Here is a 26,500-nt window from a genome sequence, read left to right as displayed (position 1 = left end):
GGCTTACTTGTCGTCCAGACGTTCTTCAACAAAGGCGGAGTCGCGCAGCTGGCGTACCCAGTCCAGATAAGCCTGGTCCAGCTTGCGCAGGCGCAGCTGCTGTTTGATGGTCTGGCGTTCGCGGTCGGCCGATACGTCCTGGTTGCGGGTGGCTTCCACCAGGATCAGATGCCAGCCAAAGGGACTGCGTACCGGCTCGGACACCGTGCCCACCGGCAGGGCCAGCATGGCCTTTTCAAATTCCGGCACCATGTCGCCCTTGTTCACCCAGCCCAGATCGCCGCCTTTGACATTGCTGCCGTCTTCGGAATAGAGCTTGGCCATTTCGGAGAACTTGGCGCCGCGCAGAATGCGGTCGCGAATCTGCAGGATGCGGCTTTTGGCATCGGCCTCGGATACCGCCTCGTTGGTGCGGATCAGGATGTGCGAGGTGTGGTATTGCTCCACCACCAGCGGCTGGTTGCCGCTGCGCTTTTCAATCAGCTGGAAAATCATGAAGCCCTGGGCGGTGCGGATGACCCCGGTATGCTGGCCGGGATTCAGCTGATCCAGCATGGAGACGAATTCCGGCGGCAGCGTGGCTGCCGGACGCCAGCCCAGATCCCCCCCCTTGATGCCATTGGGTGCATCGGAGTAACTGGCGGCTACCTTGGCAAAGGGCTGCTTGTCGTTCAGTTCGCCCAATGCCTTGTTGGCCTTGGCCGACAGGTTGTCCAGCTGTTTGGCATCGGCGCGCTCGGGCGTGCTGATCAGGATGGTGGCCAGGTGGTATTCGCTGCGGTTGGCGCTTTGTGCGCTTTTCAGCACCTGGTCCACTTCGCTGTCGGTGACATTGATGCGCGAGCCGATTTCATTGTTTTTCAGCCGTGCCAGCACGATTTCGCGGCGGATTTCTTCGCGGAAGCGCTCAAACGGCACGCCTTCCTTGGCCAGCTGTGCCTGCAGGCCTTTGACATCCAGCTTGTTCTGCTTGGCCAGATCGGCGATGGCCTGGTCCAGATCATGCTCGTCCACGCGCATGCCATTGCTGCTGGCGTACTCCATTTGCACCTGTTCGGTAATCATCTGCTCCAGCACCTGGCGTGCCAGGATGTCGCGTGCCGGCGGGGTGACGTTCTGCCCCTTGAGTTGCTGGATGGTGGCATCGATGCGGTTTTGCAGGTCGATATTGGTGATGACGGTCTTGTTGACCACGGCCACGATGCGATCCATTTCGTTGACCGGGGACGCCGGCGCCGCATGGGTCGTCTGGACAAAGGTTGCGATCAACAGGGCAAGCAGGGTTTTTTTCATGGTCAATTGGATCGGATGTCGGAAATATTGGAGTAGCCCGGAATCGCCAGTTTCAGTTCGGAAGTGGGATTACTGCCCAAACCGCCCAGACCGCGCAGTTCCAGCTGGAAAAATACACCGGTATGTGTAGTGGCGGAAGTAATGGTGGTCGCCAGCGAGGCGTCACGTTTCAGCACGACGCGCGTGGTCCAGCAGCCGTCGTTGTACTCCACCCCGAGCAGATGCTCAAGCGGCTTGTTGTCGATCAGCGAGTAGTTTTCCCGTGCCACGGCATACCACTGGCGGGCGATGGGCCATTGCACGCCCAGGTCGATCTGGCGCAAGGGGCCATATTGCGTGGTATCGCCGATCTGTTCGTAACGGCCATAGCGGTAGCGCAGGCTGACGGTTTTGCCGGGTGCCGGGTTGTAGCGTACTTGCAGGTTGTAACGCTGGGTCTTGGCCAGGTCCTGGTTGTACTCATAGGAGCTGTCCAGGCGCCAGGCCTGGGTCAGATCGCCGCCCAGGCTGCCCAGCAAGCCCTTGCTATTGTTTTGCAGGGTGATCTGGTTGCCGTACAGCGAGGTGTCTTCGTTCTTGAAGTAATAGCGCTGGCCCAGCATCAGGCGCAGGCGCTCGATACCGGTTTCGCTGCTGATCAGGCGGCTGGTGAGGGCCGCGGTCAGCTGGTTGGCGGCATTGATGCGGTCCCAGCCGGAAAAGCGGTTTTCCGAGAACAGCTGGGCGAAGTTGAAGTCGTTTTCCGAGCTGTCGAAGTTGGGAATATTGCTCTGGTCCTTGGCCGGGATGTAAACGTAAAACAGGCGTGGTTCCAGGGTTTCCACATAATCACTGCCATGGAAGCTGGTATCGCGCTCGAAGTACAGGCCGGAGTCGGTGCTGAAGATGGGCAGGGTGCGGGTGATGTTGCTGCCCGGCGTGTTATCGCTGCCCAGCGCATTCAGTGAATAGCTGGTGTAGTTGACACCGAATTTCGGCTTGATGAAGCCCCAGCTGCGCTCGAAGGCCCAGCTCACGCTGGGATAGGCGACAAAGCGGTCACCGGTCTGCAGCGTGGGGTGGGAGAAGCGGGTGAGATCGCCCTGCAGGTTGAAGCTGAAACCGTCCGGCAGCTTCTGGTTGGCGGTCAGGGTGATCTGCGGCAGCCGCGCATAGGGCTGGTCGGCCGGGATGATCGGATCTTCCAGCGTCTGGTAGCGCTGGGCACGCAGCATGGTTTCCAGGCTGCCCCCTTGCCAACTGGTGCTGTACTTGGTCCAGGCCTGGCGCAGCAGGTTGACGTTGGTGGCAGTCAGGGTGCGGTCGCCGAAGTCGGTGAAGTAATTGACATCGGAAACGTAGTTGTAGTCGTAGCCGAAGGTCAGGCCCGGTATTACCGTCTGCTTGTGCGTGGCGTACCAGGCATAGCGGTCGGTATGGGTCAGCTTGTCATTGCGCAGCTGCTCGGTATAGATGCTGCCGGAGAAATCCGGCTCCAGATAGCGGAACTCGCCAGCCACCATGGTGCCGTGCTTGAGATTGATGTGCGGCGTGATGGTGGCATCGTAATTGGGGGCGATGTTCCAGTAGTAGGGCAGTGCCAGGTCGAAGCCGTTGCTGCCGGAGCGGAAGGTCGGCGCCAGCAGGCCGGACTTGCGGCTGCCATCCAGCGGGAAATCGATCCACGGGGTGTAGAGAATCGGCAGGCCCTGGAATTCCAGCCGGGCATTGCGGGCAACGCCAATATTGGTGGCGTAGTTCAGGTCCAGCGTGGAGGATTTCAGATACCAGGAGTCATCGCCCACCACGCAGGAGTTGACCCTGCTGTTGAGCAGGCGGTACTGGTCCGGGCCGGTGAATTGCACTTCGCTGCCATCGCCGCGAAAGGCAATGCCGGCTTTGGCCAGGCTGCGTTTGCTGCCGCCGGCTTTGTTCTGGGTGTCCGGGCTGCCCATCTGGAAGGAAGCTTGCTGGGCCGAGCCGGTATGCTCGTCCATCCAGTAATCCAGGGTGGTGCCGGTGATGACGTCTTTGTCGCGCGTCAGGCGGAAGTGGTCACCGGCCTTGACGCGATTTTGCTGCTGGTAATAGTCCAGCCAGTCGGCTTCCAGGGTCTGGTTGTCATGGATGACCACCACATCACCGCTGGCCTTGAGCTTGTCCTGCATCTGCCCGTCCATGTGGTTGGCCGTGACATGGGTCTGGCCCTGGGCGGCGGGCACCGTGGTGAGCGCCTGCGGCGCAATATCATCAGCCTGGGCAGCAGAAACCGAAAAAGCGGCTGCCAGGGCCAGGGTCATTCTCGTGGGCTGCAGTTTGAGCATGCACAAAGCCATATCGTGTGGGCAGGTGGGCAGGTTAAAATCAGACGATTCTATCAGCATCGTGACGAACCGACATGCAACGTTTGGAACAACTCAAAAGCTGGCTGACCAGCCTTTACCCGCAAACCGACATCGTGGTGGAGTTTGCCGCCGCCGATGCCGACTTCCGCCGCTACTTCCGTGCGCAGTTCCCGGATGGCAGCACCCGCATCGTCATGGATGCGCCGCCGGAGAAGATGGACACCGATCCCTACGTGAAGGTTCGCGAGATCTTTTCGGTGGTGAATGTCCCGCAAATCATCGCCCGCGACCGCGAGCAGGGCTTCATGCTGCTGGAGGACCTGGGCAGGATCACGCTGCTGGCTGCACTGCAACATGACCAGCGTCCACTGGTGCAGCGCCACCTGTTGCTGGAGGCGGTGGATACCCTGGTGGTGCTGCAACAGGCGAGCCAGCCGGGGGTACTGCCGGAATACGACGAAGCCTTGCTGCGCCGGGAACTCAGCCTGTTTCCGGAGTGGTATTGCGCCCGGGAACTGGGCAAGCCGCTCAACTTTGCCCAGCGCCAGTTGTGGGATGCCGGCTGTGAAAAACTGCTGGCTGCCATCCTGCCGCAGAGCAAGGTTTATGTGCACCGCGACTTCATCGTGCGCAACCTGATGCTCACGCCGGGCAAGCCTGGCGTGCTGGATTTCCAGGACGCGGTGTACGGCCCCATCAGCTACGATCTGGTGTCCTTGCTGCGCGATGCCTTTATCGAATGGGAAGAGGATTTTGTGCTGGACATTGCCATTCGCTATTGGGAAAAAGCACGGGCTGCTGGCTTGCCGGTGCCGGAAAGCGTGGACGATTTTTACCGCGATTTCGAATGGATGGGGGTGCAGCGTCACCTGAAAGTGGCCGGAATCTTTGCAAGACTTTACCACCGCGATGGCAAGGAAAAGTACCGCGCCGAGATTCCACGCTTCATCAAGTACCTGAAACGCACCACGCGCCGCTACCAGGAACTGTCTCCTTTCTACCAGTTACTGCTGCAGCTGGTGGGCAAGGACGACACCGATGCCGAGCTGCAGTCGAGCTATCCGGTACTGAGTGTCAAAGGTTGATGGCAAGGCGATGAAAGCGATGATTCTGGCCGCAGGTCGCGGCGAACGGATGCGCCCGCTCACCGACCATAGCCCCAAGCCCTTGTTGCTGGCCGGGGGGCGGCCACTGATCGAGTGGCATATCCGCCGTCTGGCGGCAGCGGGCATCCGCCAGCTGGTCATCAACCATGCCTGGCTGGGCGCGCAGATCGAACAGGTGCTGGGTGACGGCAGCCGTCTGGGCGTCGCCATCACCTACTCCCCGGAAGCCACGGCGCTGGAAACCGCCGGTGGCATTGCCAGCGCCCTGCCCTTGTTGGGGGAGCAGCCCTTTCTGGTGGTGAATGGCGATGTGTTGAGCGATGTGGATTTCACCGCCTTGCAGCAACAGGCAGCGCAGCTGGATGGCAAAATCCGCCTGGCGCATCTGCTGCTGGTGGATAATCCGTCGCACCATCCGGCCGGTGATTTCGGCCTGCTGGCGAATGGCTTGCTGGCGGCCAACCCAGCCGCCGGTAACGGTCTGACCTTTTCCGGCATTGCCGCCTACCATCCGGCCCTGTTTGCTGACACGCCCGCCGGGCAGCCGGCCAAACTGGCGCCGCTGCTACGCGCGGCGATGGCGCAAGGCCAGGTCAGTGGCAGCCGGCTGGACGGCCTGTGGCTGGATGTGGGCACGCCGGCGCGGCTGGCCGAGGCGGATGCCATTGCCACAGGCTGGACGGCGTGAGCCGGCGCATTCTGGGCGTGGACCCCGGTAGCCGCATCACCGGTTTCGGGGTAATCGATCTGGTCGGCCAGCAGCGCCACTATGTGGCGTCCGGCTGTATCCGCACCCCGCAGGGCGCGCCGCTGGCCGAGCGCATCAAGGTCATCATCGACGGCCTGTTCGGTGTGATCGATACCTATCAGCCGCATGAGGCGGCCATCGAGCAAGTGTTCGTCAACGTCAATCCCGCGGCCACGCTGATGCTGGGCCAGGCGCGTGGCGCCTGTGTGTCGGCGCTGGTGATGCGCAATCTGGCGGTGTCCGACTATACCGCCTTGCAGGTCAAGCAATCGGTGGTGGGCCATGGCAAGGCGGCCAAGGAGCAGGTGCAGCACATGGTGGTACGCATGCTCAATCTGTCCGGCACGCCACAGGCGGATGCCGCCGACGCGCTGGCGGTGGCGCTGGCCCATGCCAATCTCAGCGGCGGGGCCATTGGCGAACTGGCGCGCCAGGGGCTGAAAGTGCGGGGCGGGCGTTTGGTCTAGCGCCCTTTGGCCGCTTTACTTGTGCTGACGCAGGCCCTGGTAACGGCTGTTCGCGCTATGCTCTGGTCATTCGCAAGTGGAGCGCTTCATGTCGCAGAGTCCTGTCAGTGTCGAACCCAGCGCTGCGGTGCTGGCCCAGCATCCGGCGCGCTGGTGGCTGGCCACCCGGCCGGCTTTTCTCAGCATTACCCTGGCCGGCGTCGTGCTGGGTGTGGCCGGCAGTGGCTGGCCAGCCTTGCGGCAAAACGGGCTGCTGGCGCTGCTGGGCCTGCTGCTGGCCTTGCTCACCCATGCCGCCGTCAATGTCATCAATGATGTGGCCGACCACCACAATGGCACGGATGCCGCCAATACCGCGCGGCTGTTTCCGTTTACCGGTGGTAGCCGCTTTATCCAGAACGGCGTGCTCAGTGCCGGACAGATGCAGGGGCTGGCCTATGGCCTGTTTGCACTGGTGGTGCTGGGCGGCCTGTATCTGGTCAGCCTGCGTGGTTGGCCCTTGTTGCTGATCGGCCTGGCCGGCGTGGTGCTGGGCTGGGGCTATTCGGCACCGCCCTTGCGGCTGAACAGCCGGGGCCTGGGTGAGTTGAGCGTATTGCTGTGTTTTCTGTTGCTGCCGCAAGGCATGGTGGTATTGCTGGCCGGACAAGGGCAGCTGCCTGTGCTGTGGGCCAGCCTGCCCTTTGCCATCCTCACCAGCCTGCTGTTGTATATCAACCAGTTTCCCGACCGTACGGCAGACCAGCTGGCCGGCAAGTGGCACTGGGTGGCACGTTTGCCGCTGCAGCGGGCTCGCGCTGTTTACGGCGTGCTGGCCTGGCTGGCCTATGCCCTGCTCGGCTGGCTGGTGTGGCGGGCGCTATTGCCGCCGTCTGCCTTGCTGGGCTTGCTTAGCCTGCCGCTGTCCGGGTTTGCCGCGTTGCAGCTGTGGCGGCGTGCCGCCGAGCCGGCACGCTTGCGCCCGGCCATCATTGCCACCATCATGGCGGCCAATCTGTTTCCGCTGCTGCTGGCCCTGGCTTTGCTGCTGGGCTGAGCGGCGGCATATCCCTGGAGAATCACCCCCATGATCGGACGCCTCAGCGGCAATCTCATCGAAAAACTGCCGCCGCAAGTGGTAGTGGATGTCAACGGTGTCGGCTACGAAGTGGATGTGCCGATGACCACCTTTTACCAGCTACCGGCGCTGGGCCAGAAAACCACTTTGTTCACGCATCTGGTGGTGCGTGAGGATGCCCACCTGCTGTATGGCTTTGCCAGCAAGGAGGAGCGCGAAACCTTCCGCCAGCTGATCAAGGTCAGTGGCATCGGTGCCAAGATCGCCCTGGCGGTGCTCTCCGGCATGACCGCCGATGAGCTGGCGGTGGCGATTGCCAGTGAAGACCTCAAGCGCCTGTCCTCGGTGCCGGGCATCGGCAAGAAAACCGCCGAACGGCTGGTGCTGGAGCTGCGCGGCAAGCTGGCCACCGGCAGCAATCTGGCGGTGCCGGGCGGCCTGCCCTTTGCCGCCACGCCGGACGACAAGAGCGATATCGTCAATGCGCTGCTGGCACTGGGTTACAACGACAAGGAAGCCGCTGCCGCCACCAAGGGCTTGCCGGCGGAGGTGACGGTGAGTGACGGGGTGCGGCTGGCGCTGAAGAACCTGATGAAGGGCTAGTGGCTGCTGCCATCTCTGGGCAAGCGGCAATGAACAAGGCCAGCGGCATGCCGCTGGCCTTGTTGCTGTCACGCCACGGCCGGCAAAGCAGGCGTCAGGCGCAGACGGCTTCGGCTTGCTGCTGTCGCCACTGTGCCAGTTCCGCCACCGTCAGCATGGGCAGCTGGTGCAAGGCAGCATAGGCCTGCAGCTGTGCACCGCGCATCATGCTGCCATCCGGGTTCATCAGCTCGCACAACACCCCTGCCGGGCTATAGCCCGCCAGCGTGGCCAGCTCCACGGCCGCTTCGGTATGGCCGCGCCGCTCCAGCACGCCACCGGGGCGGGCGATCAAGGGAAAGACATGGCCGGGGCGGGCCAGATCTTGTGGTTTGGCGAGTGGAGCGATGGCGGCGCGAATGGTGGTGACGCGGTCGGCAGCGGATACCCCGGTGCTCACGCCATGCACCGCTTCGATGCTGACGGTGAAGGCCGTGCCATGGCGGCTGCGGTTGTCCGGCACCATCGGCGGCAGTTGCAGCCTTGCCGCATGAGCCGGAGTCAGGCACAGGCAGACAATGCCGCTGCCATCGCGAATCAGTCGTGCCATTTCCGGCAGGCTCAAGCGGTCGGCCGCCAGGATCAGGTCGGCCTCGTTTTCGCGGTCGTCATCATCGCTGACAATCACTGGCCGGCCTTGACGCAAGGCGGTCAACGCGGCGGCCAGCCGCGGGGGCAGGGAAGAAAGTTGGGTAGGCTGGGTGTAAGGCATGAAACGGTCCTCGATCAGGTCTGAGAAACACGTTTCAGGGCATGAAAAGCCGCCAGCACCACGGCGGTGGTGCCAGCGTGGCGAGCCATGCGGGGGCCGGCCATCATCCAGGATGGACCGCACCGCCCGCAGCACCGCCGGACAGGTCGACAGCAGTCCGGGCTGGCCAGACTGCAGCTGCTGTCATCTTCTTTCATCCGGACTATCACCGTCGGCTCTGGCATCGCACCAGATCTGCTGACCCTCTTTCATCGGAAAAAGGCGCTCGCGGGCTCGGCCTGCCAGTGTGCAGGCCATACCGCCGGTGGGGAGTTGCACCCCGCCCTGAAGACGTAGCAAGGCCGCGCAATGTGCGTCGGCCAGCGGCCAGTATAGCGCAGTGGTAAGATGGCGGGATCGCACCATTCGGCTTTACGGCAACGGCACATGATTGAAACCGACAACCTGATCGGCGGCGCAGCGGAGCGCCGCATCGTCACCCAGCAAAGCCTGTCCACCCAGGAAGAAGCACTGGAACGTGCCCTGCGGCCCAAGCTGCTGGATGAATACGTCGGCCAGAAAAAAGCGCGTGAACAGCTGGAAATCTTTATCGAAGCGGCCAAGCGCCGTGGCGAGGCGCTGGATCATGTGTTGCTGTTTGGCCCGCCCGGACTGGGCAAGACCACGCTGGCCCACATCGTGGCGCGTGAAATGGGTGTCAACCTGCGCCAGACTTCCGGCCCCGTACTGGAGCGTGCCGGCGATCTGGCGGCGCTGCTGACCAATCTGGAGCCGCATGATGTGCTGTTCATTGATGAAATCCACCGCTTGAGTCCGGTGGTGGAGGAAATCCTCTACCCGGCGCTGGAGGACTACCAGATCGACATCATGATCGGCGAAGGACCAGCCGCACGCTCGGTCAAGCTCGACCTGCCGCCCTTTACCCTGATCGGGGCGACCACCCGTGCCGGCATGCTGACCAATCCGCTGCGCGACCGTTTCGGCATCGTGGCGCGGCTGGAGTTTTACACCGCCGAGGAGCTGACGAAAATCGTCAGCCGCTCGGCCGGTCTGCTTAATGTCACCCTGGCCGACGATGGCGCTTTTGAAGTGGCCCGGCGCTCGCGCGGCACGCCGCGTATCGCCAACCGCCTGCTGCGGCGGGTGCGCGATTATGCTGAAGTGAAATCCGATGGCATCGTCACCGCCCAGGTGGCGGATGCGGCGCTGGCCATGCTGGACGTGGACCCGGCCGGACTGGACGTGATGGACCGCAAGCTGCTGGCGGCCATTCTGGAAAAATTTGGCGGCGGCCCGGTGGGGCTGGACAATGTCGGTGCCGCCATTGGCGAATCCACCGACACCATCGAAGACGTGATCGAACCCTTCCTGATTCAACAAGGCTATCTGCAGCGCACACCGCGCGGGCGGATGGCCACGGCACTGGCCTACACCCATTTCGGCCTGCCGCTCAAAGACTAGTCCCATGCAGAAAATCATCATCAAGACCGGCCGTACCTATCCGGCACTGGCAGCACAACTGGGCGATTTCGAAAACTGGATTGAACGCGAACTGGGCGCTGCCCCCGGCGAGTGGCGGGTGGTTGATGTCCAGCGTGGCGAAGCCTTGCCGGCGGTGGCCGACTGCGCCGGTGCGGTGCTGACCGGCTCGCCGGCCATGGTCAGTGACTATGAAGAATGGAGTGTCAGCACGGCGGCCTGGCTGCGTGAGGCGGTAGCGGGCAATGTGCCGCTGCTGGGCATTTGCTATGGTCACCAGCTGCTGGCCGATGCGCTGGGCGGCCAGGTTGGCTATCACCCGCAGGGGCCGGAAGCCGGCGTGGTGGATATCCGGCTATTGCCCGAGGCCGGGCAGGATCCGCTGCTGGCCGGGCTGCCGGCGGCCTTCCCCGCGGCGGTGATTCACTGGCAGTCGGTGACGGCCTTGCCGCCCGGTGCGGTGCGGCTGGCCGCCAATGATTTCGAAGCCAACCATGCCTTCCGCATCGGTTCGGCCTGGGGCGTGCAGTTCCATCCCGAGTTTGATACGGCCGCCATGGCGGCTTATCTGCACCATCTCGCCCCGGCCTTGCAGGCCGCCGGCAAAAGCGCAGAGGTCTTGCATCAGTCATTGCGGCCTACCCCGCATGCAGCGGGGCTGCTGCAACGGTTTGCCCGTTTGCTCGCACACCAGGCGGCCTGATCCGGCCATCCCGGTCCAACTTTGTTTTCCAGAAAGGGAACATCATGTTTTATGCACTGTTTGTCGCCATTGTTGCAGTGGCGCTGGCCGCTTCGCTGGCGGTGGTGCGTTTTTTTGATCCGGCGGTCTACAAGATTCTGCAGCGCACGCTGGGGCAGGATCTGGCGGATGCCTGGCGCCGCTATATCAGCTTTGCCATTCTGGTGGCCGGAATTTCCGGCGGCGTGCGGCCGTGGAATCTGGAACAGTACCTGCCGCCCTCGGCCGGCAAGGGGAGTACCCAGCTGGAAATTACCGGTGCGCGCTGGCTGCTGGAGCTGTGGAATGCGCTGACCGAAACCTTGCGCTCGATTGCGCTGGTGATGCTGCTGTTTTTCCTGTGCTCGATGATGGCGTATGTGATTGCCCGTTCGCTGGAGTTGCGCCGCGCCAGGCAGGGTGAGCCGGATGAGGGTGGCGAGTGAGTCGTGCAAATGAAACAAGCCAGCTTATGCTGGCTTGTTTCATTTCACCGCACAGTTACAGCGTGACCATATTGTCACGGTGGATCAATTCCGGCTCCACCATATAGCCCAGTGTGGCTTCGATTTCGCGGGTGGTTTTCTTCATGATCAGGCGGGCTTCGTCCGAGCTGTAGTTGACCAGACCACGCGCCACTTCCCGCCCTTGCTGATCGACACAGGCCACGGCCTCGCCGCGCAGGAAATCGCCTTCGATGGCGGTGACGCCAACCGGCAGCAGGCTGGTGCCGCGTTCGCGCACGGCCAGGGCGGCGCCGTTGTCCAGCACGATGCGGCCGGTGAGCTTGAGGTGATCGGCCAGCCACTGCTTGCGTGCGGCCATGCGGTTGGTGGGCGCCAGCAGCTGGGTGCCAATGCCTTCACCATCCGCCAGTCGCGACAGCACATCATGCTCGCGGCCACAGGCAATCACCGTGGCGGCACCGCTGCGCGCCGAACGCTTGGCTGCCAGAATCTTGGTGATCATGCCGCCAGTGCCCACGCTGGAGCCGGCACCACCGGCCATGTCTTCCAGCTTGGGGTCGCCGGCTTCCGCCTCGTGCACGAAGATGGCATCCGGATGCTTGCGCGGATCGGCACTATACAGGCCTTGCTGGTCTGTCAGGATGATCAGCGCGTCGGCTTCGATCAGGTTGGTGACCAGCGCGCCCAGAGTGTCGTTGTCGCCAAAGCGGATTTCATCGGTGACCACGGTGTCGTTCTCATTGATGATGGGCACGACATTGAGGTTGAGCAGGGTGGTGAGGGTGGAGCGGGCATTCAGGTAACGCGTGCGATCGGCCAGGTCTTCGTGGGTCAGCAGGATTTGTGCGGTTTTCAGGCCGAATTCGCGAAAAGCCGTTTCATAAGCCTGGCACAAGCCCATCTGGCCCACGGCCGCGGCGGCCTGCAGTTCGTGCACCCCCTTGGGGCGTACCGACCAGCCCAGCCGCTGGCATCCTTCGGCGATGGCCCCGCTGGATACCAGGACCACCTGCTTGCCACGACGCTTGAGTTCGGCGATTTCCGCAGCCCAGCGCGCCAGCGCCGACAGGTCCAGCCCCTTGCCGTCATTGGTTACCAGGCTGGAGCCCACCTTGACCACGATACGGCTGGCGGCATGAATCACCGAACGCATACAAAATCCTCTGTCTGGCTATGAATATCGAGCCGCCCAGTGTACCGCAAACTGCCGTGGCATGGCTCAGAAGTACTCGCTGGCGCGGAATTCCATCAGCTGGAAATGGGGTGACTGCCTGTCCAGGCGCGAGCTGCGGATCAGGCTTTCTCCAGCCTCGTCCCACAGGCGGAATTCGCGCAGCCGGCTGAACAGACGCCCCTGGGTGAGCAGCAGCGGCGGACGGTGCAGGCTGGCGATGGCTGGCAGGCGCAGCGCGAACTGTGGCGTATCGGCGGGATGGGTGATGCTGGGGATGAGCATCACGGCTGCCGGCTGCTTGCCAATGACCTCGACGCCACACTCCACGTCAATGCCATCCGGCAGCAGCGATACCCAGCAGATCATGCACAGCTGGGCGGTATCCGGTTTGCCTGGCCGGGTCAGCAGAATGGCCTCGCCGGCGCGCAGTGTCTGGCCGCGTGGCTGGCCGCGCAGCAAAAAGCCGGTGGCGCTCTGATTCACCACCACAAACAGGCTGGGGGCGGGCGGTGCGCGGGTACTGGCCGGGGGCGCGGCCTGTTCGTTGCCGGCCTGTACCCAGCTCATGCCATTGCAGCGGTACCAGATGGCGGGAATAGTGGAGATCAGCTCGATGACTTCCTGCATGGGCAGGCGCGGATGACGCCGCCGCCGTGGCTGTTGCCATTCGGCAGCCAGTGATTGCAGCAGGGCCAGCTCATCGTAAACCTGGCTGGGGCTGTGGCTGGTGTTCTGCAGCCGGGTCAGCTGCTCCACGCTATGCGTCAGTACCGTGATGGCCTGGGAAAGGTCGAGCAGATAGCAGGCGGCTTCCAGTGTTTCGCTCTGCACACGCAGGAAGCGCGGCGGCTCATCGCGGCTGGAATCCACCAGATAGCCATGCACCGTTCCCTTGAGGGCTTCCACCGGCAGCAGGACGGTCTGGCGCGACAAATCCATGATCAGTTGCTTGGTCACCAGCAGTTCCGGCATCGACAGCCGGTTGGTGGAGGTCAGCCCCAGCAGCAGGATTTGCCGGTAGATCAGCTCCAGTGAGTCGTCCTTTTCCAGCTGCTTTTCCTGCCAGCCGCGCGCCAGGGCAAAGCTGTACAGCTGGTGGCAGTCTTGCCAGAAGTGTGCGGGGGGCGGGCTGTAGCTCTGGCAACAAATGTTCAGCAGCTGCCGCGCCGCCATCATGGTATACAGCAGCAGTTCGATGCGCTGATGTTCACGCTCCAGCAGACCACGCTTGGCCAGACGCTCGCTCAGGGTGAGCTTGAAAGCGACAAAGATGGACTCGAACAGCGCCGCCCCCAGCATGGCCAGCTGGCGGGTCCGCACGACCGAGGTGAGGTCGGTCTGCACAATCTCGCTTTCCAGCGCCGGATAGTAGCGATCCAGCCCTTTGAGGTAGTGCAATAGCAGCTTGTGCCGATTGCCCACTTCCATTGGCGTACGGCTCAGGCCACGCAGGGCCTCGAGCAGGAGGCGACCGCATTCTTGCAGGTCGCTGTATGGCAAGCGCTCTACCCAGCTGGCTACGCTGTCGGGGTTGGTGTCGACCAATCGCGGGTCCCTATCCAGGGCGGGCAAGGCAAGCTGCATCGTGCGTCCTAATGGCAAGGCGGAGTAGCGCAGGGAGGAAAAGGCGGGGTAGTAGCCAAGCGCTATCCCCCCGCCATGTATTCATCCGCCATGCTATTTGAATCAAGCCGGCCAAGGCAAGGTCGCCCTCAGGGCAAGGCAGTCACGGGCCCGGTCAAAACATCGTTTTGTTGACTTAACTCATCCAGTACCTGCGTGGTGGCCTGGAACAGCTGGGTCATCTCCTCTGGCTGCAGGATATAAGGCGGCATGAAGTACACGGTTTTGCCGATTGGCCTTACCAGGCAACCATGCTTAAGCATGGCTGAGAAAAAGGCTTGTGCAAAGTCCGCGCGCGGGCTGTCGACATCAAAGGCCCAGATCATGCCGGTATGCCGGAAATGCCTGACATCCGCCCGCTCTGCCAGTGGTGCCAGAATGGCGCTGAAGGTCGCCGCCAGTTCACGGTTGCGGGCAATGATGTCCTCATCGGCAAAGATATCCAGTACCGCCAGTGCCGCACTGCAGGCCAGTGCATTGCCGGTGTAGCTGTGCGAGTGCAGAAAACCGCGCGTGACCTCATCGTGATAGAAGGCCTGATAGATCGCCGCGCTGGTCAGCACGCAGGACAGGGGCAGGAAGCCGCCGGTAATGCCTTTGGAGAGGCATAGAAAGTCGGGCGTGATGCCGGCCTGCTCGCAGGCAAACAGGGTGCCGGTGCGACCAAATCCGACGGCGATTTCATCGGCAATCAGGTGTATCTGATACTGATCACACAGCCGGCGCAGCTCCGTGAGATAAACCGGATCGTACATGGCCATGCCGGCTGCACCCTGCACCAGCGGCTCGACGATGATGGCGGCCATTTCACCCGCTTTCTTGGCCAGCACATTCTCCAGCGAGCGCAAGGCCTGTCTTGCCACATCGGCTGCACTTTGCCCCGGGCGGGCCTGGCGCACATCCGGGCTGGGAACCCGCACTCCCGGTTTCAGCAGCGGGGCATAGGTGGCGGAAAACAGCGGTACATCGGTTACCGCCAGCGCACCGGCCGTTTCGCCGTGATAGCTGTTGTCCAGGCTGATAAAGCGGCACTTCTCCGGCCGGCCGACATTCTTCCAGTAGTGGAAGCTCATTTTCAGCGCGATTTCGGTGGCGCTGGCACCATCCGAAGCATAAAACGCATGATCCAGCCCGCTCAGTGCGCATAGCCGCTCGGACAGTTCAATGACCGGCCGGTGGGTAAAGCCGGCCAGAATGACATGCTCCACCTGATCCAGTTGATCCTTGATCGCCTGCTTGATCCTAGGGTTACCATGGCCGAACAGATTGACCCACCAGGAACTGACGGCATCCAGATAGCGCCTGCCTTCGAAATCCTCCAGCCACACCCCTTCGGCACGGGCAATGGGAACGATGGGCAAGGTTTCATGGCGTTTCATTTGGGTACATGGATGCCACACATGCTGGCGGCTGCGCTGCAGCCAGTCCTGATTGCTCACGACAAACTCCTGAATGGGGAATGGACTGGATGCTATCACAGGCTGGCAGCGCGACCCGAACTGACAAAAAACGTCACATCCTGCCGCATACAGCAGGCCATGTGCTGCGCTAATGGGCCGAATTCTCAGGATGAAGCTGCTTGGCACGCTTTCTGCAAGGTATGGACAGTGCATACCACGGAGAGGGTCATGCGGGGCAATAATGGTTTTACCCTGATTGAGTTGATGATTGTTGTTGCCATCATCGGTATTCTGGCGGCAATTGCGATACCGGCTTATCAGGATTACACGTTACGGGCCAAGGTGGCTGAAGGGCTTAGCTTTGCGGACCATGCTAAAACATCGGTCAGCGAGTATTACACTTCGATGGGTGGGTGGCCGGCAAATAATGCCAGCGCTGGGTTGCCTACCAGCTTGCCCGGCAATTATGTTAGTGATGTGCAGATTTCAATCAGCAGTGGTGTCAGTATAGTGAATGTTTCATTTGCTAGTGCGGTAGCGTCGGGTTTGGTGCTGACACTGACCCCTGCAGCGAGTAGTCAAGGCAGCATTGTTTGGGCTTGTTCTAGTACTGCTGGTTATGAGAAATACTTACCTTCAACATGTCGTTGATTTTCTAGGAGAGTCGAATTATGAACAATAAAGTTCAACAAGGTTTTACCCTGATCGAACTGATGATCGTGGTGGCGATTATTGGTATTTTGGCCGCCATTGCCATTCCGGCCTATCAGGATTACACCGCCCGTGCCAAGGTGACGGAAGGTTTGAACGCCGCTGCGGCGGCAAAAGCTTCGGTTTCTGAATATGCCATCAGCCAAGGGCAGCTGCCGAGCACCATGGCTTCTGCAGGTATTTCCTCTGCTAGCTCTACTTATGTGGCTTCGACGGTCCTCTCTACTGGTGGTGTTATTTCCATCAAGATGCAGAATATCAATTCTGATATCAATGGTAACTACTTCTCTCTGGTTCCGCTCCTTGCTTCTGGTGCGGTAAACTGGTCTTGCCGTACCGGTGATGGTACCGGTGTTAATTCTAATGCTATTCCGACGAAGTATCTGCCGGCAAACTGCCGCGGTTAATGTTTGAATGATAAGGGGCGCATATGGCGCCCCTTTTTTTATTTTACGGCCCATGAATAAAAACCTTCATCTGAACCCTGTCGAGCTACGACAATTTGGCCTGGCATTGCTGATCAGCTTGTCTGTGACGCTGCCATTTTTTAGCTGGTTTCGCTATGCGCCACTGACAGACTGGGTTTCGGATGCCTCGGCCTTGTTTCTGTTGGCCTGCTCCCTTCCTCTGATGTTACCCATGAAAGGGCGCTCGGTAGTTAGCTCTTCCTGGGTTTTCCTGTTTGCTTTTGCTGTGGGTTTTTACCTGTTGCTCAGTAATAAGCATCTGGATAGTGCTACGGTTTTTATTGTACTTGTGTTGTTTCTTGGTGTGTGGTCCTTGCTCTTTTCGTCATATTTTAATGATAAAAAGACAGAGTTGCTGATAGTTGTTTCGTCAGTGATTTTCCTTGCTTGCTTATTGCAAGCCTTGTTGGGTTTGTCGCAGATTTTTAGGTTGGCTCCTTTTTTTTCTGGCTATATTATTTTTGATCAGAATGGAATTGATTCGAATATAATGGGTAATATTGGTCAGAGAAATCAATATGCCCAGTTTTTGTGTTGGGGTATTGTGTCGGCAAGCTATTTGTATGCGATGGGGCGATTAAGGGGATACCTGTTTTTTATTGCAGTACTGTTCCTGTCCTGGCTCGCGGCTTGTTCGGGTGCTCGATTGGTTTGGGCCTATGCCATTATTTTTGCTTTAGTTGCCTTTTACTGGTACGTCAGAAGAGAGTCTGATGATATTGCTAAAATGTCCGGTGCCATGGCTGTGGCCGTTGTTATCATGATTCTGACACAGCTGATGAGTCACCAGATTACTGGATTGTTGGCCTTGGCCGGGCTGCCAGTCCACACCGTCAGTGGTACAGAGCGGTTTTTTTCTGCCGGGTTTGGTGCTAGGCGCTGGGTTGAGTGGACTAAAGCAATCGATATTTTTCTTCAGCACCCATTCTTCGGTATTGGCTGGGGGCGATTTGGAGCCCAATCTGTTGAAATGGAGTTGAGTGCAGGTTTGCCCAAGGTTCCGGAAAGCTGGCTCTTCACACATTGCCATAATCTGGTATTGCAGCTGTTAGCGGAAACAGGGCTGGTTGGATGCCTACTTTTTTTGGTACCAGTCATTATCGTGTTCTGTGGATATCTGCAGCGGGGTCAGCAGACGAAAGATAATATGCTGCTGGTGAGTATTGGTTTGCTTGTGCTTGCTCATAGCATGTTTGAATACCCTTTGTGGTATTTGCCATTTCTTGTCATGTTTTTGATTGTTCTGCTGATGGCGCCATTAAAGCCAGTGCAGTTGAAGGTCAGAACTGATTTTTTACGTATTGTCGGGCTTGTCGCATCAGTGCTGGCCTTGCTTTATACCATCAATGGTGTGGAAAATTTCCGTGTCTTGGTTGCATTTCGTACCCCAGCCGTTGGTGCTGCGGATAACTTGCAGCGGTTAAATAGACTGTTTGAAATAGAAAAAAATCCATTGTGGGCTGCTGATGCGGATTTTGTATTGACCAGTTATCTTGTGCCATCAAGATCTGATATCGATCTAAAGCTAAAGCATTTTGAAAGATTGGCAAGCTTTCGTCCTTATCCTGATGTGTTGTTAAAGTTATCCATTTTGTATGCATTAAATAAAAATGAGGTTGCTGCTGAGCATACTTTGAAAATGGCCATTGCCAACTATCCGGATTTTGCCGCAAATTACAGTGTTTATCTGACGGCAATGAAGGAGTTGGACTTAAAGAGCCTGCAGCGAATTGCCCTTACTGCGGCTCATGCCTATGCGGCAAAAGGTAGCCAATATGAGGATGCGCGTATTGCCGCCGTCATGACCGTCGCCTCCCCCGTCACCCGCAAGCCCTTGTTCTAGGTGCTTGACGACACCGCCAGTCTGCTGGCCGGCGGTGTCGTCGCTGCCCTACATGCGGTATCCTCCATGCTTTGCTTTCAGCCTTAGACTCCATCATGTCTTTTCCAACCTTTTCCCGCCGTCTGGCCTTGCTGGCGTTTTGCCTGATCGCCATCATGCCTTTTGCCTCACGTATCCATTTCGTGCCATTGCCGCAGTGGTTTGGCGAAATGAATGTGGTGTGGTTGATGCTGGCCGCGGCTGTCTATCTGTTGCCCAGCGGCATGCTGTTCGAGCGGGTGCCACGTGCCAGCTGGTGGTGTCTGTCGTTGGCCCTTGTGTGGGCCGTGCAGCCGCAGCTGGTGCATGCGCTATTCCCCGGCATGAGCTATGCCACGGCGCTGGCCTGGCTGACGATGGCCTTGCTGGCGGGCTTGTCCTATAGCTTGCAGCAGACATTTGGCAGTCGCGAATTTGCGGTGTGGCTGGCGCGCGCCATCATTGTCGGCGGGCTGGTGCAGTCGCTTATCGGCCTGGCGCAACTGACCGGCTTGGCCAATAGCCTGGGACTGTTTTACGACAGCGCTCACCCGACGACCAATATCTTTGGCCATATCGGCCAGCGCAACCAGTATGCCCATTACCTGATGTGGTCGGTGGTGAGCGGGGTGTATCTGTTTGCAGTGGAGCGCATGGCGCGTGGCTGGTTGGCACTGCTGGTGCTGTGGCTGGGGCTGATGCTGGCTTATGCCGCGTCACGTACCACCTTGCTGTATCTGCTGGCCTTGACCTTGCTGGGCGGGCTGTGGCACTGGCGGATGCAGTCGGCGGTATCGCGCCGGCTGATGTGGGCAATGCTGCTGTCTTGTGTGGTGGTGTTTGCGGCGCAGTTTGCCTTGCCGCTGGTGAACCATCTGCTGTCTGTGCTGACGCATGCTGCGGTGAACAATGCTTCTGGGGTGGAGCGGCTGGCGGCCAATGGCGATGATATGGGCTCGCGCCGGCTGGCTGAAATGGGCAAGGCCTGGATGAGTTTCAAGGCTCACCCGCTGTGGGGGGTGGGCTGGTCGCAATATGCCGCAGAAAGTGTGCGCTTGCAGCCCCTGCCGCAATTTGCGTCAGCCGGCTTCAACAGCGGCTTGTTTACCAATTGCCATAATCTGATTCTGCAATTGCTGGTGGAAATGGGCTTGCCGATTACCTTGCTGGTGCTGGGTGGCTTTGCCTGGGTGATCTGGCCTTTCTTCAGCGAGCAGGCGGAGGCCGAAGGCATGCTGGCCCTTGGCTGCATGGCGGTCACGCTGATTCACTCCATGCTGGAGTATCCACTGTGGTATCTGTATTTCCTGGCAATGCTGGTGGTGTTTGCCTCGATGTCGCCTGCGCGTACCGGTCGTGCCGGCTGGCTGCTGCGGGCGGGCTGGATACTGGGCATGTTGTTCATCGGCTATATGTCGGTGGTGACCTGGTCCACCTATAACGAGCTGGTGGGGCTGTATACCCAGACGAATAATCCGGCGCGCGATGCCAAGCGGCAGTTGCGGCTGGCCGAGATCATGGAGCAGCAGCCGCTGTTTGCCTACCATGCCCTAAGCACACTGGATGATTATCTGGTGGCCGACAAGGACAATCTGGCGCGCAAGCTGCAATGGGAGGAACGCCTGACAGCTTTCCGCCCCTATCCCGATGTGATGATGAAAAAGGCACAAATGCTGGCGCTGGCCGGGCGTGAGGCTGAGGCGCAGGAGACGGTGCGGACGGCGCTGGCTTCCTTCCCGACTTATGCCAAGGATTACCTGGATGGTATCGATGAAGACGTCCCGGCATGGCAGCCGCTGCGCAAGATTGCACAGCAGGTATTTGACCGCCTGCCAGTCAAATATCGTGGTGGTGAAGGGGATTAAACCCTAATGGTTAAGCTTGAATAGCAAAGCCCGCGCTGGATGGCGCGGGCTTTTTCATTGCAGCAACGGCTTATCAATTGTCGATGACCACACCTTCGCTCAGCGCAGTCTTCATCTTGCTCAATGCCTTGGCTTCGATCTGGCGGATGCGCTCGGCGGAAACGCCAAACTCGGCGGCGAGTTCGTGCAGGGTTGCTCCACCATCGTCAGCCAGCCAGCGTGCTTCGACAATGCGACGGCTGCGGGCATCCAGCGACGCCAGTGCGTATTCGATGCCTTCGGTTTGCAGATGATCGAAGGCTTTGCGTTCCAGGGCATGGGTCGGTTCGTGATGGGCATCGGCCAGCCAGTCGATGGGGGCGAATCCTTCATCGTCGCCATCGTCGGCAATCAGCGCGATATCCTGCCCGCTCATGCGCGTTTCCATTTCGCGCACTTCTTCCGGCTTGACGCCGAGGTCTTCGGCGATCTGCCGGGCTTCATTTTCGCTTAGTGCCGAAAAACTGCTTTTCATGCTGCGCAGATTGAAAAACAGCTTGCGCTGCGGCTTGGTGGTGGCAATACGCACCAGACGCCAGTTGCGCAGGATGAATTCGTGAATTTCAGCCTTGATCCAGTGCACGGCAAAGGAGAACAGCCGTACGCCACGGCCCGGTTCGAAGCGTTTGACCGCTTTCATCAGGCCGATATTGCCTTCCTGGATCAGGTCGGCCTGTTGCAGGCCGTAGCCGGCATAGCCGCGTGAAATCGATACGACAACACGCAGGTGTGACAGCACCATCTGGCGAGCGGCTTCCAGATCATTGTCTTGCTGGAAGCGGGTGGCCAGCTCGGTTTCCTGTTCGGGGGTCAGCATGGGAACACTGTTCACCGCCTGGATGTATTGCTCCAGGCTGCCGCTGGACGACGGAACGGGCAAGGCAAATGTTGTGGTCATCAGTGTAACTACCTCCTTGGGTAGTGCTATGTTAGCACTCGTATATTGAGAGTGCTAGCAAGCAAAGGTTCCAACGTCAATGATTTTTCCTATCAGACTGATAGTTTTTTCAGTGGAAATTGCCGGAATAGCCTGCTGGTCGACATCGGCTGAATGTCACCATAAGCGACATTCAGCCAAATGTGAAAGAGAATGATTGTTAACGAGGTTGAATCTGTCGCAGATGATGATCGGAGGCCAGTCGCGCACCCAGCATCGCCAGCAGGGAGGAAATGGCCAGTACGACCAGCAACTCGACAGGGCTGAGGCCACGCAGTTGTACGGCTTCGTTATAAAGCTGGGCAAACTCGTGAATGGCCGGGTTCGCCGTCATCACCAGCCAGCTGGTCAGCCCCCAGGCTGCCAGGCCGGCCAGCAGGCCCTGCCACATGGCGTGGTACATGAAAGGACGGCGGATAAAGCTGTCCGGTGCGCCAATCAGCTTGGCCACTTCGATTTCATCACGACGCGCCAGAATCTGCATGCGCACCGCATTGTGGGTGACCAGTACCAGGGCGATGCCCAGCGCAGCGCCAAGAAACCAGGTCAGCTGTCTGCCCATTTCCACCATGCCATACAGGCGTTTGGCCCAGCGGGCATCGAATTGCGCGGTTTCCACCATGGGCAGGCCGGACAATTCTTTTTGCAGCATTTCCAGCTCGTGCGGTTCCAGCGTCTTGGGCGTAACGACGAAGGCGTCCGGCAGCGGATTGTCGGTCAGGCCGTCACTCAGTCCCGGCAAGCCGTTGCGCTTTTCCAGGTCGGACAGTGCCTGCTTTTTGCCGACAAAGCTGTAACTCTGGATGCGCGGATGCTTGGTCAGCGTGCTGGAGACGGCGGCAAGGTCGGCTTCTTCGGCCGATTGCTCCATGAACAGGGTGATCTGTGGCGTGGCGGTGAGCCGGCCCGCCCATTCCTGGATGCTGCTCACGGTCAGGTAAAGCGACAAGGGCAGGGCCAGTGCGATGGACAGCATCAGCAGGGTCAGCAGGCTGCCAAAGGGTTGGCGCAGGATCTTGACCAGCGCCTGGCGAGCGCTTTGCCAGTTCAGGTAGAGAAAATGTTTCATGCGGCGAACTGTCCTTCCTTCAACCGGATGATGCGGCGGCCGTAGTCTTCCATCAGGGTTTCGTCATGGGCGGAAATCACCACGGTCACGCCTACCTGATGGAAGGATTTGAACAGCTCCATGATGTCCAGCGCGTAGGCGCGGTCGAGGTTGGCTGAGGGTTCATCGGCCAGCAACAGGCTGGGGCGGTGTACCACGGCACGGGCAATGCACAGGCGTTGCTGTTCACCGCCAGACAGGCGGATCGGCATGGATTTTTCCTTGGCCAGCAGGCCGACCTTGTCCAGCGCGGCACGCACCCGCCGTGCGGCATCGCGACGATCAAAGCCGATGATGTCCAGCGGCAGCATGACGTTGTCGAATACCGAGCGGTCGAACAGCAGCTTGTGGTCTTGAAACACCATGCCGATATGCTGGCGTACATAAGGAATCTGACTGCTGCGCAGCTTGGACAGATTCTGGCCGCTGACAATCACGCTGCCGCTGCTGGCGCGTTCAATGCCGGCGACGAGCTTGAGCAGGGTGGATTTGCCGGCACCGGAGTGTCCGGCCAGAAAGGCCATTTCACCGGTGTCGATGGTAAAGGAAAGATTCTTCAGGGCTTCGTTGCCACCGGGATAACGCTTGGTGACCTGGTCGAACTGAATCATGCGCTGCATTCCCCTTGATCCTGAGCTGCAGGCCGGCGCATCTGCCAGGGCCTGCCGGGTGAGCTGCCGCCGGCAGGCAGTTGCCGGCGCGGGGCTCTATGAAGTAGGTCGATCAGTCGAACAGGGCGTCGACATAATCCTTGCTGTTGAACGGGCGCAGATCGTCGATGCTTTCGCCCACACCGACAAACCGTAGCGGAATCGGCCGCTGCTTGGCAATGGCGGCAATCACGCCACCCTTGGCCGTGCCATCCAGCTTGGTCAGGATCAGCCCGGTCAGGCCCAGGGCATCGTCAAATACCTTGACCTGGCTGATGGCGTTCTGGCCGATATTGGCGTCCAGCACCAGGATGATTTCATGCGGGGCATCCGGCAGCGCCTTCTGGATGACGCGCTTGACCTTCTTGATTTCTTCCATCAGGTGCAGCTGGGTCGGCAGGCGACCCGCGGTATCCGCCAGGACGATGTCGATGCCACGGGCAGTGGCGGCCTGGATGGCATCAAAGCACACGGCGGCGGCATCGCCACCTTGCTGGGCAATCACGGTGACGTTGTTGCGCTCGCCCCAGGCCATCAGCTGTTCGCGCGCCGCGGCGCGGAAGGTATCGCCAGCTGCCAGCAGCACACTCTTGCCTTGCTGCTGGTAATACTTGGCCAGCTTGCCGATGGAGGTGGTCTTACCGGCGCCATTCACCCCGGCCATCATGATCACAAAGGGCTTTTTGCCGCTGACATCCAGCGGCTTTTCCAGGGGATGGATCAGTTCATTGAGCGAATCCTTGAGGGCGCCCTTCAGCTCACTGCCATCTTTCAGGCCCTTCAGGCTGACCCGTTCGCGCACGTCTTGCAGCAGGTGGACCGTGGCATCCATGCCCATGTCGGCAGTCAGCAGTACGGTTTCCAGCTCTTCGTACAAGTCCTCGTCAATCTTGCCGCCACCAAACAGGCCGGCCAGCGACTTGCCCAGTTTGTCGCGGGTTTTGGACAGGCCGGCCTTCAGGCGCTCGGTCCAGCTTTGCTTGCGGGCGGGCTGTTCCACGGCCGGCGCGCTGGCGGGCGGCGTCGGGCTTACTGGCTGCGCCGTGGTGTCTGCGACGATGTCGACGGTGGCAGGCGGCGTCGCTTGCGGGGTGGCGGGAGCGGCGGCCGGGCGGTTTGCCGGCTGGCTGGCTTGGGGTTCTACAGCCGGGGTTTCAACCGGCTTTGGCTTTTTCTTGAAGAAACTGAACATGCGTCTGCGTAGTCAACGATAGGCGATAAATGGCTAAATTGTATCCTTAAATCAGCAACTGGGCAGAAACGATGGTGATGAAAGCCGTGGCCAGGCCGATTGGCCATGGCCAGCCATGCTGGAACAGCTGAGTGGAGGCGGGAGATTTGGCCGGAGGGTGTGGGCGAGGTGCGGCCATTCGCGACCTATATATAGGGAATGGTCTGGCGGAGTCAGGCATGTTCAAGGGCGGAGCCGTGGAATTGCCGGGCCAGGGTGGGGCTGACCCAGTATTGCGAATACCCCACTTTATATGAGCTCCCTGATGAGCGATTGCCAATTGCCAGCGTCTGTCCGCCAGCGCACATTGTGACGGCAGGTGCGACACCTTTGCCCCCAATCTGCGTCAGATGCAGCATGGAGGACGGGAAAAGGGTAAACTCTCGCCCTTGAGTTTTTAGCCCACGTGTCATGAATCAACAGCGAAACAAAGTCCGAATCATCGGCGGCCAGTATCGTCGTCGCTTGCTGCCCTTCCCGGATGCGGAAGGTTTGCGCCCGACGCCGGATCGGGTGCGCGAGACCGTGTTCAACTGGTTGGGGCAGGAGCTTTATGGCAAACGCTGTCTCGACCTGTTTGCCGGCAGCGGTGCGCTGGGGTTTGAAGCTGCATCGCGCGAAGCTGCTCGCGTGGTGATGGTGGAAAAATCACGCAAGGTGGCCGAGTCACTCAAGGCCAACCGGCAGTTGCTGGCAGCACATGCCATCGAAGTCGTTCCGATGGATGCACTGCACTACCTGAAAAGCTGTCGCGAACAATTCGACATCATCTTTGTTGATCCGCCGTATGACTCCAGCTTGCTGCTGCAGACATTGCCCATGCTGCAGGCGGTGCTGGCCGTGGACGGCGTATTGTATTTCGAAGCCAGGCACTGGCCGGATAGTTTGCCGGGCTGGCAGATCATCAAACAGGACAAGGCCGGCATGGTGCATTACGCATTGGCGCGGCCCGCCACTGAAGAATCGCTGTGATACGTCGGCAGGTCGCCGTATAAGGATATAACGGGGCGAACTTGCGACCGTGCTGCACGGATGACAGAATCAATACTGTGAATACCTGAGGAAATTACTATGTCTCTCATGATTACCGACGAATGCATCAACTGCGACGTCTGTGAGCCGGAATGCCCGAATAATGCCATTTCGCAGGGTGAGGAGATCTACCAGATCGATCCCAATCTGTGCACGCAATGTGTAGGCCACTACGATGAGCCGCAGTGCCAGCAAGTCTGTCCGGTGGATTGCATCCCGCTGGATCCGGCCCATCCGGAAACCCAGGACGAGCTGCACGCAAAGTACCTGCGCATTTCCGGCAAAGCCTGATCAAGGCTAAGTGCTTGATGCAAAAGACAGAGCCCCGCAGTTTGCGGGGCTTTGTTCTTTTTCCGGCAAAAATAATGAAAAAAAATGCAGCACAGGTGTTGACGAGAGAAGTGGGTATCTATACTATTCGGGTCTCTCAGGGGGGGTTACCCCAGCGGTCAACGGGTCCGGACTGTAAATCCGGCGGCTCAGCCTTCGAAGGTTCGAATCCTTCTCCCCCCACCAGAATTTTTTACGTCTTGGCGGCGTGTAGTTTGAAAGCCGTATAGTTGTTGCAGGCGGGTGTAGCTCAATGGTAGAGCAGAAGCCTTCCAAGCTTACGACGAGGGTTCGATTCCCTTCACCCGCTCCAAGCGTTAATGCCTGTTAAAGGGCCCATGTAGCTCAGGGGTAGAGCACTCCCTTGGTAAGGGAGAGGTCGGCAGTTCAATTCTGCCCATGGGCACCACCCATTTGTTTGTAGTTATTCAAATCAGGAAATTTTGCCATGGCTAAGGAAAAGTTCGAGCGGACCAAACCGCACGTAAACGTCGGCACCATCGGTCACGTTGACCATGGTAAGACCACCCTGACCGCAGCGATCACCACCATTCTGTCGAAGAAGTTCGGTGGCGAAGCCAAGGACTACTCCCAGATCGACAGTGCGCCGGAAGAAAAGGCTCGTGGTATTACCATTAATACCGCACACGTAGAATACGAAACCGAGTCCCGTCACTACGCTCACGTAGACTGCCCGGGTCACGCCGACTACGTTAAGAACATGATTACCGGTGCTGCCCAGATGGACGGCGCTATCCTGGTATGTTCCGCTGCTGACGGCCCGATGCCGCAAACTCGCGAACACATCCTGCTGTCCCGTCAGGTTGGCGTACCGTACATCATCGTTTACCTGAACAAGGCTGACCTGGTTGACGATGCTGAACTGCTGGAACTGGTTGAAATGGAAGTGCGCGATCTGCTGTCTTCCTACGACTTCCCGGGTGACGACACTCCGGTAGTCATCGGTTCCGCCCGTCTGGCACTGGAAGGCGACCAATCCGAAATGGGCGAACCGTCCATCTTCCGTCTGGCTGCTGCTCTGGACTCCTACATCCC

At 59.6% G+C, this 26,500-nt stretch carries 25 protein-coding genes, 3 tRNA genes and 1 riboswitch; of the genes, 18 read left to right on the top strand and 10 right to left on the bottom strand.

What is annotated here, in order from left to right:
* Positions 1–3 precede the first annotated feature (3 nt).
* Together DFR38_RS03695 and DFR38_RS03690 are read right to left on the bottom strand one after the other, a co-directional pair.
* Positions 4–1,293, bottom strand: a complete 1,290-nt coding sequence (locus DFR38_RS03695) for a peptidylprolyl isomerase (protein ID WP_239688582.1) — start codon at positions 1,291–1,293, stop codon at positions 4–6.
* A 2-nt stretch (positions 1,294–1,295) separates the two neighbouring features.
* Entirely contained in the window at positions 1,296–3,572 is a 2,277-nt protein-coding gene (locus DFR38_RS03690; RefSeq protein ID WP_239688581.1) for an LPS-assembly protein LptD, read from the bottom strand.
* 98 nt (positions 3,573–3,670) lie between these two features.
* Between DFR38_RS03690 and amgK the strand changes: the two genes are divergently transcribed.
* The 5 genes from amgK to ruvA all read left to right on the top strand — a co-directional run bounded on the left by amgK (position 3,671) and on the right by ruvA (position 7,598).
* Entirely contained in the window at positions 3,671–4,702 is a 1,032-nt protein-coding gene (gene amgK, locus DFR38_RS03685; RefSeq protein ID WP_059285421.1) for an N-acetylmuramate/N-acetylglucosamine kinase AmgK, read from the top strand.
* A 10-nt stretch (positions 4,703–4,712) separates the two neighbouring features.
* Positions 4,713–5,411, top strand: a complete 699-nt coding sequence (gene murU / locus DFR38_RS03680) for an N-acetylmuramate alpha-1-phosphate uridylyltransferase MurU (protein ID WP_110313029.1) — start codon at positions 4,713–4,715, stop codon at positions 5,409–5,411.
* The gene (ruvC, locus tag DFR38_RS03675) at positions 5,408–5,938 is read left to right on the top strand and encodes a crossover junction endodeoxyribonuclease RuvC (RefSeq protein WP_110313028.1); all 531 of its coding nucleotides are present in this window, start codon (positions 5,408–5,410) and stop codon (positions 5,936–5,938) included. The genes murU and ruvC overlap by 4 nt, the downstream gene beginning before the upstream one ends.
* An 88-nt stretch (positions 5,939–6,026) precedes the next feature.
* Positions 6,027–6,974: a prenyltransferase gene (locus DFR38_RS03670; protein ID WP_110313027.1), complete on the top strand. Its 948-nt coding sequence runs from the start codon at positions 6,027–6,029 to the stop codon at positions 6,972–6,974.
* A 30-nt stretch (positions 6,975–7,004) separates the two neighbouring features.
* Positions 7,005–7,598 (top strand): Holliday junction branch migration protein RuvA, encoded by a 594-nt coding sequence (gene ruvA / locus DFR38_RS03665; RefSeq protein ID WP_059287523.1) that lies wholly within the window; start codon positions 7,005–7,007, stop codon positions 7,596–7,598.
* Between the two features lie 94 nt (positions 7,599–7,692).
* On the opposite strand, the gene ribB is transcribed toward ruvA, so the two are convergent.
* Positions 7,693–8,349 carry a 3,4-dihydroxy-2-butanone-4-phosphate synthase gene (ribB, locus tag DFR38_RS03660; RefSeq protein WP_110313026.1) on the bottom strand — a complete coding sequence of 219 codons (657 nt, stop codon included), beginning with the start codon at positions 8,347–8,349 and terminating at the stop codon, positions 7,693–7,695.
* Between the two features lie 181 nt (positions 8,350–8,530).
* Positions 8,531–8,685: riboswitch (FMN riboswitch) on the bottom strand.
* Between the two features lie 90 nt (positions 8,686–8,775).
* On the opposite strand from ribB, the gene ruvB reads away from it, so the two are divergent.
* The 3 genes from ruvB to DFR38_RS03645 are packed head-to-tail and all read left to right on the top strand — an operon-like array spanning position 8,776 to position 10,995.
* Positions 8,776–9,810 (top strand): Holliday junction branch migration DNA helicase RuvB, encoded by a 1,035-nt coding sequence (gene ruvB, locus DFR38_RS03655; RefSeq protein WP_059287524.1) that lies wholly within the window; start codon positions 8,776–8,778, stop codon positions 9,808–9,810.
* Positions 9,811–9,814: 4 nt separating this feature from the next.
* On the top strand, positions 9,815–10,531 hold the full coding sequence (locus tag DFR38_RS03650) for a glutamine amidotransferase (RefSeq protein ID WP_110313025.1): 717 nt from the start codon (positions 9,815–9,817) through the stop codon (positions 10,529–10,531).
* 44 nt (positions 10,532–10,575) lie between these two features.
* Positions 10,576–10,995 carry a hypothetical protein gene (locus DFR38_RS03645; RefSeq protein WP_059286633.1) on the top strand — a complete coding sequence of 140 codons (420 nt, stop codon included), beginning with the start codon at positions 10,576–10,578 and terminating at the stop codon, positions 10,993–10,995.
* 55 nt (positions 10,996–11,050) lie between these two features.
* On the opposite strand, the gene proB is transcribed toward DFR38_RS03645, so the two are convergent.
* The 3 genes from proB to DFR38_RS03630 form a co-directional block, all read right to left on the bottom strand.
* Entirely contained in the window at positions 11,051–12,169 is a 1,119-nt protein-coding gene (gene proB, locus DFR38_RS03640) for a glutamate 5-kinase (RefSeq protein ID WP_059286632.1), read from the bottom strand.
* A gap of 66 nt (positions 12,170–12,235) precedes the next feature.
* On the bottom strand, positions 12,236–13,774 hold the full coding sequence (locus tag DFR38_RS03635; protein ID WP_146215908.1) for a hypothetical protein: 1,539 nt from the start codon (positions 13,772–13,774) through the stop codon (positions 12,236–12,238).
* A gap of 128 nt (positions 13,775–13,902) precedes the next feature.
* Positions 13,903–15,252 (bottom strand): adenosylmethionine--8-amino-7-oxononanoate transaminase, encoded by a 1,350-nt coding sequence (locus DFR38_RS03630; RefSeq protein ID WP_110313024.1) that lies wholly within the window; start codon positions 15,250–15,252, stop codon positions 13,903–13,905.
* Positions 15,253–15,441: 189 nt separating this feature from the next.
* Between DFR38_RS03630 and DFR38_RS21670 the strand changes: the two genes are divergently transcribed.
* The 4 genes from DFR38_RS21670 (at position 15,442) to DFR38_RS03610 (ending at position 20,117) form a co-directional block, all read left to right on the top strand.
* Positions 15,442–15,864 (top strand): pilin, encoded by a 423-nt coding sequence (locus tag DFR38_RS21670; RefSeq protein WP_082693530.1) that lies wholly within the window; start codon positions 15,442–15,444, stop codon positions 15,862–15,864.
* Between the two features lie 20 nt (positions 15,865–15,884).
* Entirely contained in the window at positions 15,885–16,331 is a 447-nt protein-coding gene (locus DFR38_RS21665) for a pilin (RefSeq protein ID WP_059286630.1), read from the top strand.
* A gap of 52 nt (positions 16,332–16,383) precedes the next feature.
* Positions 16,384–18,234: a PglL family O-oligosaccharyltransferase gene (locus tag DFR38_RS03615; RefSeq protein WP_158527684.1), complete on the top strand. Its 1,851-nt coding sequence runs from the start codon at positions 16,384–16,386 to the stop codon at positions 18,232–18,234.
* Between the two features lie 95 nt (positions 18,235–18,329).
* Positions 18,330–20,117 carry a PglL family O-oligosaccharyltransferase gene (locus DFR38_RS03610; RefSeq protein WP_110313023.1) on the top strand — a complete coding sequence of 596 codons (1,788 nt, stop codon included), beginning with the start codon at positions 18,330–18,332 and terminating at the stop codon, positions 20,115–20,117.
* Between the two features lie 73 nt (positions 20,118–20,190).
* Here DFR38_RS03610 and rpoH read toward each other — a convergent pair whose 3' ends face one another.
* The 4 genes from rpoH to ftsY form a co-directional block, all read right to left on the bottom strand.
* Positions 20,191–21,054, bottom strand: coding sequence for an RNA polymerase sigma factor RpoH (rpoH, locus tag DFR38_RS03605; protein WP_059286628.1), 864 nt, complete (start codon positions 21,052–21,054; stop codon positions 20,191–20,193).
* A 199-nt stretch (positions 21,055–21,253) separates the two neighbouring features.
* Positions 21,254–22,162 (bottom strand): permease-like cell division protein FtsX, encoded by a 909-nt coding sequence (gene ftsX, locus DFR38_RS03600; RefSeq protein WP_059286627.1) that lies wholly within the window; start codon positions 22,160–22,162, stop codon positions 21,254–21,256.
* On the bottom strand, positions 22,159–22,812 hold the full coding sequence (gene ftsE / locus DFR38_RS03595; RefSeq protein WP_059286634.1) for a cell division ATP-binding protein FtsE: 654 nt from the start codon (positions 22,810–22,812) through the stop codon (positions 22,159–22,161). Before ftsE ends, ftsX begins: the two co-directional genes overlap by 4 nt.
* Before the next feature lie 112 nt (positions 22,813–22,924).
* Complete coding sequence (ftsY, locus tag DFR38_RS03590; RefSeq protein ID WP_110313022.1) at positions 22,925–24,043, bottom strand: signal recognition particle-docking protein FtsY; 1,119 nt, start codon at positions 24,041–24,043, stop codon at positions 22,925–22,927.
* 450 nt (positions 24,044–24,493) lie between these two features.
* Here ftsY and rsmD point away from each other — a divergent pair, with 450 nt between their 5' ends.
* The 6 genes from rsmD to DFR38_RS03560 all read left to right on the top strand — a co-directional run.
* Positions 24,494–25,054, top strand: a complete 561-nt coding sequence (gene rsmD / locus DFR38_RS03585) for a 16S rRNA (guanine(966)-N(2))-methyltransferase RsmD (protein WP_059287602.1) — start codon at positions 24,494–24,496, stop codon at positions 25,052–25,054.
* Positions 25,055–25,153: 99 nt separating this feature from the next.
* Entirely contained in the window at positions 25,154–25,405 is a 252-nt protein-coding gene (locus tag DFR38_RS03580; protein ID WP_059287601.1) for a YfhL family 4Fe-4S dicluster ferredoxin, read from the top strand.
* 139 nt (positions 25,406–25,544) lie between these two features.
* Positions 25,545–25,630 (top strand) — tRNA-Tyr (locus DFR38_RS03575).
* Positions 25,631–25,683: 53 nt separating this feature from the next.
* Positions 25,684–25,757, top strand: a tRNA-Gly gene (locus DFR38_RS03570).
* A gap of 21 nt (positions 25,758–25,778) precedes the next feature.
* Positions 25,779–25,853, top strand: a tRNA-Thr gene (locus DFR38_RS03565).
* 39 nt (positions 25,854–25,892) lie between these two features.
* Positions 25,893–26,500: GTP-binding protein (locus DFR38_RS03560; RefSeq protein WP_146215907.1), on the top strand; the 608-nt coding region annotated here is incomplete at its 3' end.

The organism is Aquitalea magnusonii (genome assembly GCF_003202035.1).
GTDB classification, from domain to species: domain Bacteria; phylum Pseudomonadota; class Gammaproteobacteria; order Burkholderiales; family Chromobacteriaceae; genus Aquitalea; species Aquitalea magnusonii.
Note: the sequence above shows the minus strand (reverse complement) of the source record. Positions and strands in the feature narration are given on the sequence as shown.

Bases quoted from the DNA above. Each gene is read 5' to 3' on its own strand.
- ftsX (WP_059286627.1), bottom strand. From the start codon at position 22,162: ATGAAACATTTTCTCTACCTGAACTGGCAAAGCGCTCGCCAGGCGCTG.
- ribB (WP_110313026.1), bottom strand. From the start codon at position 8,349: ATGCCTTACACCCAGCCTACCCAACTTTCTTCCCTGCCCCCGCGGCTG.
- rsmD (WP_059287602.1), top strand. From the start codon at position 24,494: ATGAATCAACAGCGAAACAAAGTCCGAATCATCGGCGGCCAGTATCGT.
- murU (WP_110313029.1), top strand. From the start codon at position 4,713: ATGAAAGCGATGATTCTGGCCGCAGGTCGCGGCGAACGGATGCGCCCG.
- DFR38_RS03580 (WP_059287601.1), top strand. From the start codon at position 25,154: ATGTCTCTCATGATTACCGACGAATGCATCAACTGCGACGTCTGTGAG.
- DFR38_RS03645 (WP_059286633.1), top strand. From the start codon at position 10,576: ATGTTTTATGCACTGTTTGTCGCCATTGTTGCAGTGGCGCTGGCCGCT.
- ftsE (WP_059286634.1), bottom strand. From the start codon at position 22,812: ATGATTCAGTTCGACCAGGTCACCAAGCGTTATCCCGGTGGCAACGAA.
- DFR38_RS03615 (WP_158527684.1), top strand. From the start codon at position 16,384: ATGAATAAAAACCTTCATCTGAACCCTGTCGAGCTACGACAATTTGGC.
- rpoH (WP_059286628.1), bottom strand. From the start codon at position 21,054: ATGACCACAACATTTGCCTTGCCCGTTCCGTCGTCCAGCGGCAGCCTG.
- ruvA (WP_059287523.1), top strand. From the start codon at position 7,005: ATGATCGGACGCCTCAGCGGCAATCTCATCGAAAAACTGCCGCCGCAA.
- DFR38_RS21665 (WP_059286630.1), top strand. From the start codon at position 15,885: ATGAACAATAAAGTTCAACAAGGTTTTACCCTGATCGAACTGATGATC.
- DFR38_RS03695 (WP_239688582.1), bottom strand. From the start codon at position 1,293: ATGAAAAAAACCCTGCTTGCCCTGTTGATCGCAACCTTTGTCCAGACG.
- amgK (WP_059285421.1), top strand. From the start codon at position 3,671: ATGCAACGTTTGGAACAACTCAAAAGCTGGCTGACCAGCCTTTACCCG.
- proB (WP_059286632.1), bottom strand. From the start codon at position 12,169: ATGCGTTCGGTGATTCATGCCGCCAGCCGTATCGTGGTCAAGGTGGGC.
- DFR38_RS03635 (WP_146215908.1), bottom strand. From the start codon at position 13,774: ATGCAGCTTGCCTTGCCCGCCCTGGATAGGGACCCGCGATTGGTCGAC.
- ruvB (WP_059287524.1), top strand. From the start codon at position 8,776: ATGATTGAAACCGACAACCTGATCGGCGGCGCAGCGGAGCGCCGCATC.
- DFR38_RS21670 (WP_082693530.1), top strand. From the start codon at position 15,442: ATGCGGGGCAATAATGGTTTTACCCTGATTGAGTTGATGATTGTTGTT.
- DFR38_RS03610 (WP_110313023.1), top strand. From the start codon at position 18,330: ATGTCTTTTCCAACCTTTTCCCGCCGTCTGGCCTTGCTGGCGTTTTGC.
- DFR38_RS03670 (WP_110313027.1), top strand. From the start codon at position 6,027: ATGTCGCAGAGTCCTGTCAGTGTCGAACCCAGCGCTGCGGTGCTGGCC.
- DFR38_RS03690 (WP_239688581.1), bottom strand. From the start codon at position 3,572: ATGACCCTGGCCCTGGCAGCCGCTTTTTCGGTTTCTGCTGCCCAGGCT.
- ftsY (WP_110313022.1), bottom strand. From the start codon at position 24,043: ATGTTCAGTTTCTTCAAGAAAAAGCCAAAGCCGGTTGAAACCCCGGCT.
- DFR38_RS03650 (WP_110313025.1), top strand. From the start codon at position 9,815: ATGCAGAAAATCATCATCAAGACCGGCCGTACCTATCCGGCACTGGCA.